This window comes from Candidatus Nanopelagicales bacterium, assembly GCA_037045355.1.
GTDB lineage: Bacteria > Actinomycetota > Actinomycetes > S36-B12.
In genome coordinates, this window is sequence record JBAOHO010000016.1 from 119483 (window position 1) to 127360 (window position 7878).

Below are 7878 nucleotides of genomic sequence, written 5' to 3' on the forward strand. Positions count from 1 at the left end.
TCGGCACGCGAATCCGGGCTGGCTCAGGCCCCTTCTTCGCCGACGACGTCGGTCTCAGGTAGGACCTCGCCGCCGACGGCTCGGTGGTCCTGCCATCCAGGCTCGGGGGTCTCAGGGAAATGACAAGCGACCCACTGACCGTTCCCTACGTCGTGCAGTAGCGGTTCCTCCGCCGCGCACTTGTCCTGCGCTTTCCAACAGCGAGTGCGGAACCGGCACCCGGAGGGTGGATCGGCCGGACTGGGTACGTCCCCCTGGAGGTCGATCCGCTCTCGGGACCGCTGCGCTTCGGGATCAGGTACCGGGGCGGCCGAGATCAGCGCCTTGGTGTAGGGGTGGGCGGGCGCACGGTAGATGTCTTCCTGCGGACCGGTTTCGACGATCTTTCCCAGGTACATGACCGCGATGCGGTCGGCGATCTGCCGCACTACCGCAAGATCGTGGGAGACGAAGACATAGGACAAGCCCATGTCGTCCCGAAGGTCGAGAAGCAGGTTCATGACCTGGGCCTGCACCGACACATCCAACGCCGAAACGGGCTCGTCGGCGACGATAATCTTCGGCTGAAGGGCCAGCGCCCGGGCGACGCCGATGCGCTGCCGCTGACCGCCGGAGAACTGGTGGGGGTAGCGGTTGACGAACTCGGGGTTCAGGCCGACTCGGTCCATCAGGTCCCGAACGGCGTCCTTCTTGCTGCGTCCGGCGAGGGCGTCCGGGTGGATGTCGAACGGTTCCCCGATGATCGAAGCCACCGTCATCCTGGGATTCAAAGACGTGTACGGGTCCTGCAGGATGATCTGGATGTCACGCCGTTTGGCGCGCAACTGCTTTGCCCCCATCGTGGTGATCTCTTCGCCCAGAATCGTGATGGACCCTGATGTCACGGGCTCCAGCCCCAGCAACAGCCGACCAGTGGTGGACTTGCCACACCCGGACTCCCCCACGATCGCGAGCGTCTCCCCCTGGTGCAGCGTGAGGTCGATGTCGTCGACCGCACGCACGTCGCCGATCTTCTTCTTGAACAGGATCCCGCGGCTGATCGGATAGTGCTTGACGAGGCCTTGGGCGTCGATGACCAACTCAGTCGAGGTCGAGGCCATGCTCGTACACCTCCTCGGCGAACCAGCAACGGCTGCCATGGTCTGGTGCGACATCCGTCAGGGGTGGTGGTCCCCCGGTGCGACAACGGTCTTCGGCGCGGGGGCAGCGAGGGTTGAAGGCACATCCGGGTGGCACGCTGAACAGGCTCGGAGGCATGCCCTTGATCGCCGGCAGCCGTACCTCGCGGTTGTCGATCTTCGGGATCGACTGCAGCAGTGCGTATGTGTAGGGATTGGCGGTATTGGTGTAGATCTCGTCCACCGAGCCACGTTCCATGGTGCGACCGGAGTACATGACCGAGATGCGCTCAGCCACATCGGCGACGACACCCAGGTCGTGCGTGATGAGGATCAACCCCATATTGGTCTCGGCCTGAAGTTCCGCGAGCAGATCCATGATCTGCGCCTGAACGGTGACATCGAGCGCGGTGGTCGGCTCGTCTGCGATGAGGACGAGAGGCTTGAGCGCGATCATCATGGCGATCATGATGCGCTGCCTCATCCCTCCTGAGAATTGGTGTGGGTAGTTGTCGTAGCGCTCCGCGGCACCCGGGATTCTGACCCGCTTCAGAACATCGATCGTCGCCGTCTTGGCGTCACTGCGATTGAGCCCCTTGTGCACCCGGAACATCTCCGAGATCTGCTCGCCGATGCTGATCACAGGGTTCAACGCGGACAGCGCATCTTGGAAGATCATCGCGATTTGGTTCCCGCGGATCTGCTGGTATTCCTTTTCCGGGAGGCCGATGAGTTCCTTACCCAACAACTTCACGGAACCGCCACTGATCCGTGCCGGTGGGGTGTCGAGGATTCCCATGATCGCCTGCGCGGTCACGGACTTGCCGGATCCGGATTCGCCGAGGATGGCGATCGTCTGCCCCCGATCCAAAGTGAAAGACACACCATTGACGGCTCGTGCCACTCCGTCCCGCGTGGCGAACTCGACTTTGAGTTCGTCCACCTCGAGCAGCAGTTCCGACACGTCTGTCACTTCCTCAGCTTCGGATCGAGGGCCTCGCTGACTGCCTCGCCCAGCAAGATGAAGGCGAGCACGGTGATCGTCAAGAAACCCGCGGGGACCAACAACGTCCACGGTGCCTGGAAGAAGGAGTTCTGCGCGTCCGAGATCATCGTTCCCCACGAGAACGCCGGCGGGCGGATCCCGAGTCCGAGGTAGGACAGCGTGGCCTCGGCGCCGATGAAGAGACCCAGGCTGATCACGGCCACCACGATCGAGGGGCCGATGGCGTTCGGCAGGATGTGGCGCACCATGATGCGGTGATTGCTGGCCCCCAATGCCCGTGCCGCCAAGGTGTAGTCCTGACCCTTGGCCTCGATGGTCTTGCCCCGCACCATCCGCGCGGCGACCGGCCAGCTCAGCAGGGTGAGCGCCAACACCACCCCCCAGATCCCGGGCAGCTGAACCGCTGACAGCAACACGATGGCCCCGAGGATGTAAGGGACCCCGAGGAAGATGTCGATGATCCGCGAAATAGTCGAATCCGTCTTGCCCCCGAAGAAACCGGCGGTCAGGCCCACGACCGCGCCGATCAGTGTGGTGCTGATCGCGGCGATCACCCCGACCGCGACGCTGGGCCGGGCACCGTAGATGCTCAGCGAATAGACGTCACAGCCCTGCTGGTCCGAGCCCATCTTGAACATGTCGTTGGGCGGCGAGCAGGGAGTTCGCCAACTGGCAGCCACCGGTCAAAGAACTGGTCGCGGCCTCACTCGCCAGCAACTGGGGGAACAGGACCATGGCGAGCACGAACACCAGCAACACTGCGCTGATCCAGAAGATCCAACTGTGCCGCAAGTCGTACCAAGCGTCCCCGGCAAGCGTGCGCGACGCGGGCCCCTCCTCGCGCAGCGAGGTGTCCACGTCCAACTGAATGTCACTCATAGCGGATCCTCGGGTCGAGTACGCCGTACAGGATGTCCACGAGCAGACTGCTGAGCATGTAGACGATGATCAGCAAGGTGGTGATCCCGACCACGACGACCGCTTCTTGCTGGCGGATCGACGGTGTAGAGCTGTTGTCCGATGCCGGGGATGTTGAAGATGCCCTCGGTCACGACCGCTCCACCCATGAGGGTGCCGAGCTCGATGCCGAGGAACGTGACGACCGGGATCAGCGAGTTGCGCAGCCCGTACTTGCGCAACACCGTGGTCGGCGGCAGGCCCTTGGCTTTGGCCGTGCGCATGAAGTCCATGTTGAAGGTCTCCAGCAGGCTCTGGCGCGTGAGCCGCAGGACATACGCAAGGGATCCGGCCGCCAGCACGAAAGCCGGGATGATGTAACTGGTCGGCCAGCCTTGCGAGACACCCGATGGTGCGACCCAGCCGAGTTTGACGCCGAACAACCACTGCAAGGTGAAGCCGAGAACGAACAGTGGGATGGCGATGAAGATCAGCGCGACCGCGAGGGACATGTTGTCGAAGAATTTGCCCCGCTTCAGCGCCGCATAGATGCCGATGGAGATACCGAGGACGATCTCGATCGCGACAGCCGTCACGGCCAACGTCGCGGTGACCGGGAAGCGCTCCACGACGATCTCCCACACCGATTCGCCCGAGAACGTGGTGCCGAAGTCTCCTTGGAGAACGCCCCAGATGTACTTGAGGTACTGGACGATGAAGGGGTCGTCCAGGTTGAACTGCTGAGTCAGGTACGCCATGTAGGCAGGGTTCTGGCGCTGCTGTGGTGAGAGTGTGTTGAGCGGGTCGCCCAGCGCGTTCATCAAGAAGTAGATCAGGAACGTCGCTCCGAAGAACACCGGAATCATCTGGAGCAGACGCCGGATCACATAGCGACCCATCCGACCTCGCTCTCACCCAGGAACGACTCCGGGGGGCACCCTGAACAGGATGCCCCCCGGATGTTGACCCGAGCATAGCGACCGGGGGGTCGCCATGCCGGTGGGGTTGTCAGGAGTTGACGGTGACCTTGTTGAGGTCCACGAAACCATCAGGGCTGATGGTCACATTGGACACCCCGGTCGAGTACCCGCCGACCTGGTTGCGCCACTGGTACGGCCACGCCGGGAAGTCCTCGAAGAGGACCTTCTCGGCCTCCTGCCACTTGGCGATCTGGTCGGCCTCGTCGCTGGCGGCGACACCTTCCTGGAGGAGTCGATCGAATTCTTCACTCTTGTACTGGGACACGTTGCCCGGGCTGTCGCTGGTGAAGAAGAACGCGATCATGTTCTGGATCGTCGGGTTGTCCGCGATCCAGCCTGATCCGACCAGGGTTCCCTGGGGCGCCTTGCCGGACTGGGTGTTGTCCAGCAGTTCGCCGAAGTCCTTGAAGATCTCCACTCCGCACTCCACACCGGTATTGGTCTGGATCTGGTTGCAGATCGCCTTCTGGACGTCACCGGTCTCATTCGCCAGCTGCGGGATGAGCACCTTGTTGCCGGGCACGCCACCCGCACCGTCGATGAGTTCCTTCGCCTTGGCCGCGTCGAACGTGCAGGAGTCCCCACAGATGTCGGTACCGCCACCGGGGATGGTCCCTGGTGCGTAACTGGTGGCCCGCTCGCGCGTGCCGTAGTACAACTTCGAGTTGATCTCGTCCCAGTTGATCGACTTGGCGATGCCGATACGGACGTTCTTGTCCTTGAACGTCGGATCGTTCGCCGGGAATCCGAAGAACGAGTACTGCAGCGACCCAGGCTCGTTGATGAACCGGTCACCGAGGACCTGTGGTGCTGTTGCGAGCGCGTTCTGCGGCAGGTTGTTGGTCACGTCCAGGGTGTTCGCCTGGAGGTCGGCCCACTCGGCGTTCGTGTCAGCGTAGATCTTGAACTCGATCTGATCCGCATTACCCGGAGTGCCCTTGTAGTCGGGGTTCTTCTCGACCGTCATCCCCTGGTTGGTCACCGGACCGGTGAGCTTGTAGGCACCGTTGCCGATCGGCTGCTTCTCGTAGGCCTCGGGGTCCTTGAAGGCCTCACTGGGCATCGGCATGATCTGTGGACCTGCGACGAAGTTCTTGAACAGCGACTCGGTCATGGGCTCGACCAACGTCATCGTGAACTTGGTGTCGCTTTCGGCCTTGAGGCCGGTCATCTCCTTGGCGGAGCCGCTTTCGACCTTGTCGTAGCCCTCGACGTTCAACTGGCCGGGGCCGAGGATGAAGCCGAGTTGCTGGCCGTTCTTGGCATTCGCCGCGTAGTTGAAGGTGTCCACGAAGGTCTTCGCGGTGACGGCTTCACCGTTGGTGAAGGTGAAACCGGGGTTGAGCTCGACGGTCCAGGTCTTGCCCTTGTCGGCGGTCGTCACCGACTTGGTCAGCTCCGTGTTGACCGGGACCATGGCGCCGCTGCTGTCCTTCTCGAAGTTGAACAGTCCGGTGAACAACGCGCGGTTCACCTGGGCGCAGTACAAGTCGTAACAGTTGGACGGTGTCATCGCCTGGGGCTTCTCGATGGCCATCGAGAACGAACCTCCGGCGCCACCCCCGGCAGTACTGCCGCCACCGCTGGATCCGGAGCTGCTACAAGCGGTCAGTGTCAGGGCGCCCGTCACGAGCACTGCGCCCGTCACCAGCCCACGCTTGCGAAGACTCATGCGAATTCCTTTCAGGGAGGGGTGATAGACGAAGCCCCTCGGATGAACCTGAGGTTAATCGGGTCGCAGGGACGCCCCAACCGGCGGGTCACCCCGACGCCGAATCGTTACTGCGGTGTTCCCAGCCTCAGGGAGTCGGACTCCCCGTAGGCAACGCTGGGATCGACGGTGGCTGCGAATCGACAGGTGTGGGCACGGGAACCGTCGGCGCGGAGGACGCAGGGCCGGGAGGTGCTGAAGGTCCTGAAGGTCCTGAAGGCGTCGGAGATCCCGACGCCGGGACGGACGGCGAAGCTGACTCGGCCGTGGTCGTCGCAACAGTGATGCTGGCCAGGTCGACGGTCGCGAACGGGGTGATGATCAATCCCGGCTGCACCTTCTTGCTCCAGCCCATCTGGACTGTTCCGGACCACAGCGGGATGGCCGGAACCGTGCCCGAGAGGATGGTCTGCGATTCCTGGTACTTCGCGATTGCCTCCGCTGCCGGCAAGGTCCTCGCCTCGGCCATCATCGCGTCGAACCGGGGATCGCTGTAGCCCCCCTCGTTGGCGCCGGACTTGCCGTACAGCGGCTCGAGGAAGTTCTGGATGTTCGGGTAGTCCATGCGCCAGGTGGTGCGGAACAACCCGGGCATTTGCTTGCTCTGGACGGCAGCCAGGAACTCCTCCTGCGTCGGGAACGGCTGCGGGTTGCAGGTGATCCCGAGGGTCTTGGTGATGGACTGGCAGACTGCGGCTACCCAGGCAGCGTGGCCGCCATCGTCGTTGTACGCGATCGACAGGTCACCGGTGAAGCCACCGCCGCGAGACAGCAACTCCTTGGCGGCGGCGGGGTCGTACACGCACGTGTCGCCACAGGCGCCGGGCTCATAGCCGTCGACGACGGGAGGGGCCCAGGCGTCGGCCGGCACGACCGTGTCACTCCACACCTGCTTCACGATTCCCGTTCGGTCGACAGCCCGACTCAACGCGGCCCGTAACTCGGGGGCCGCGAACCGCTCGTCGTACAACGGGAATGTCAGGGAGGTGAACAGGCCCGCGGGCTTGAGCAGGTAATTGCCTTCACCCAGTTCCGCCTGCCACCTGTTGTCAGCCAGCACCGAGGTCGGCATGCGGGTGAGGATGTCCAAGCGACCCGAACGCAGGTCCTGATACGCCTTGTCGAGGTCCGCGTAAACGCGCCACTCGATGTCGGCGACCTGCGCCTTGTCCACACCCTGGTAGGCGGGGAAAGCGGACATCCGAACATCCGTGCCGGGCGTGCGGGAGACGAACTGGAACGGCCCGTTCCCGATCGGGTTGGCTGCGAACACCTCAGGGTCGGCGAAGAAGGACTCGGGCATCGGGGCGAACGCCCAGTACCCCAGGATCGAGTCGAGGATCGCGACGGGTTCGGCCAATGTGATGGTGAAGTTCAGGTCGTCTTTGACCGTCAGACCGGCCAGCGGAACGGGTTCATCGGGGCACGTGAGCTTGCCAGACGCGTTCACCGTGCCTGCGGTCTGTTCGTACCCGGCGATGTTGGCGCCGGAGGGTCCGAAGAAGGCCTGGTTGCTCGCCTCGTTCTGACAGGCCGCCGCCCAGTTCCAGGCATCGACATAGGACTGTGCGGTGACCGCGGTGCCGTCATGGAAAGTCCAGCCGGGCTTGAGCGTGACTTCCCAGATGGTGTTGTTGCGGGTATGGATCTCCTGCGCATGGGCAAGGCGGGGTTGCGCGGTGACGGGATCGTAGTAGATCAAACCGGTCCACATGGCGTCGACCACATCGCCGGAGCCGCTCTCGGCGGCCATCGCCGGGACAAGCAACTGCGCGGGTTCGGTGGCGGAGATCGACACCGAGCCAACCGGCCCCGATGGTCCGGCTGCTTCGTCAGAGGCTGAGCAACCAGCCAGCGCCAGGCCCGCGATCACGGACGAGGGCAGGCAGAACCCGCTTGATCACTCGGCCTCCAGCTCCGCACGCGCCGCCGCGAGTTCAGCGCGGTCCTCGTCGGAGAGTTCGGGGTAGTGCAGGTCGAGGGACGAGATCGTCGAGGTGACGATGTCCGACACTGCAGCACGCATTGCCCACTTGCGGTCGGCTGGGATGACCCACCAGGGAGCCCACGGGGTCGACGTGTGATTGATGGCCTCCTCGAAGGCCGTCTGGTAGTCGTCCCAGAACTGCCGCTCGCGCACGTCGTTCGCCGAGAACTTCCAGTTCT

General features: G+C 63.5%; 8 protein-coding genes. All 8 read right to left on the reverse strand.

Going from position 1 to position 7878, the window contains the following annotated elements:
• Positions 1–23 precede the first annotated feature (23 nt).
• A complete protein-coding gene (locus tag V9E98_10375) occupies positions 24–1100 on the reverse strand; it encodes a dipeptide ABC transporter ATP-binding protein (GenBank protein MEI2717384.1) in 1077 nt (358 codons plus the stop codon).
• Positions 1081–2091 (reverse strand): ABC transporter ATP-binding protein, encoded by a 1011-nt coding sequence (locus V9E98_10380; protein MEI2717385.1) that lies wholly within the window; start codon positions 2089–2091, stop codon positions 1081–1083. Before V9E98_10380 ends, V9E98_10375 begins: the two co-directional genes overlap by 20 nt.
• Positions 2088–2762 (reverse strand): ABC transporter permease, encoded by a 675-nt coding sequence (locus V9E98_10385; GenBank protein MEI2717386.1) that lies wholly within the window; start codon positions 2760–2762, stop codon positions 2088–2090. The genes V9E98_10380 and V9E98_10385 overlap by 4 nt, the downstream gene beginning before the upstream one ends.
• Positions 2728–3003, reverse strand: a complete 276-nt coding sequence (locus V9E98_10390; protein MEI2717387.1) for a hypothetical protein — start codon at positions 3001–3003, stop codon at positions 2728–2730. The genes V9E98_10385 and V9E98_10390 overlap by 35 nt, the downstream gene beginning before the upstream one ends.
• Positions 3000–3920 (reverse strand): ABC transporter permease, encoded by a 921-nt coding sequence (locus tag V9E98_10395; GenBank protein MEI2717388.1) that lies wholly within the window; start codon positions 3918–3920, stop codon positions 3000–3002. Before V9E98_10395 ends, V9E98_10390 begins: the two co-directional genes overlap by 4 nt.
• Before the next feature lie 109 nt (positions 3921–4029).
• Entirely contained in the window at positions 4030–5673 is a 1644-nt protein-coding gene (locus tag V9E98_10400) for an ABC transporter substrate-binding protein (protein ID MEI2717389.1), read from the reverse strand.
• Between the two features lie 127 nt (positions 5674–5800).
• Positions 5801–7510, reverse strand: coding sequence for an ABC transporter substrate-binding protein (locus V9E98_10405; protein ID MEI2717390.1), 1710 nt, complete (start codon positions 7508–7510; stop codon positions 5801–5803).
• 102 nt (positions 7511–7612) lie between these two features.
• A partial coding sequence (locus tag V9E98_10410; protein MEI2717391.1) for a hypothetical protein occupies positions 7613–7878 on the reverse strand: 266 nt, incomplete at its 5' end.

Coding starts and splice junctions, on each gene's coding strand:
- V9E98_10390 (MEI2717387.1), bottom strand. CDS start 3,003: ATGAGTGACATTCAGTTGGACGTGGACACCTCGCTGCGCGAGGAGGGG.
- V9E98_10375 (MEI2717384.1), bottom strand. CDS start 1,100: ATGGCCTCGACCTCGACTGAGTTGGTCATCGACGCCCAAGGCCTCGTC.
- V9E98_10395 (MEI2717388.1), bottom strand. CDS start 3,920: ATGGGTCGCTATGTGATCCGGCGTCTGCTCCAGATGATTCCGGTGTTC.
- V9E98_10400 (MEI2717389.1), bottom strand. CDS start 5,673: ATGAGTCTTCGCAAGCGTGGGCTGGTGACGGGCGCAGTGCTCGTGACG.
- V9E98_10385 (MEI2717386.1), bottom strand. CDS start 2,762: ATGTTCAAGATGGGCTCGGACCAGCAGGGCTGTGACGTCTATTCGCTG.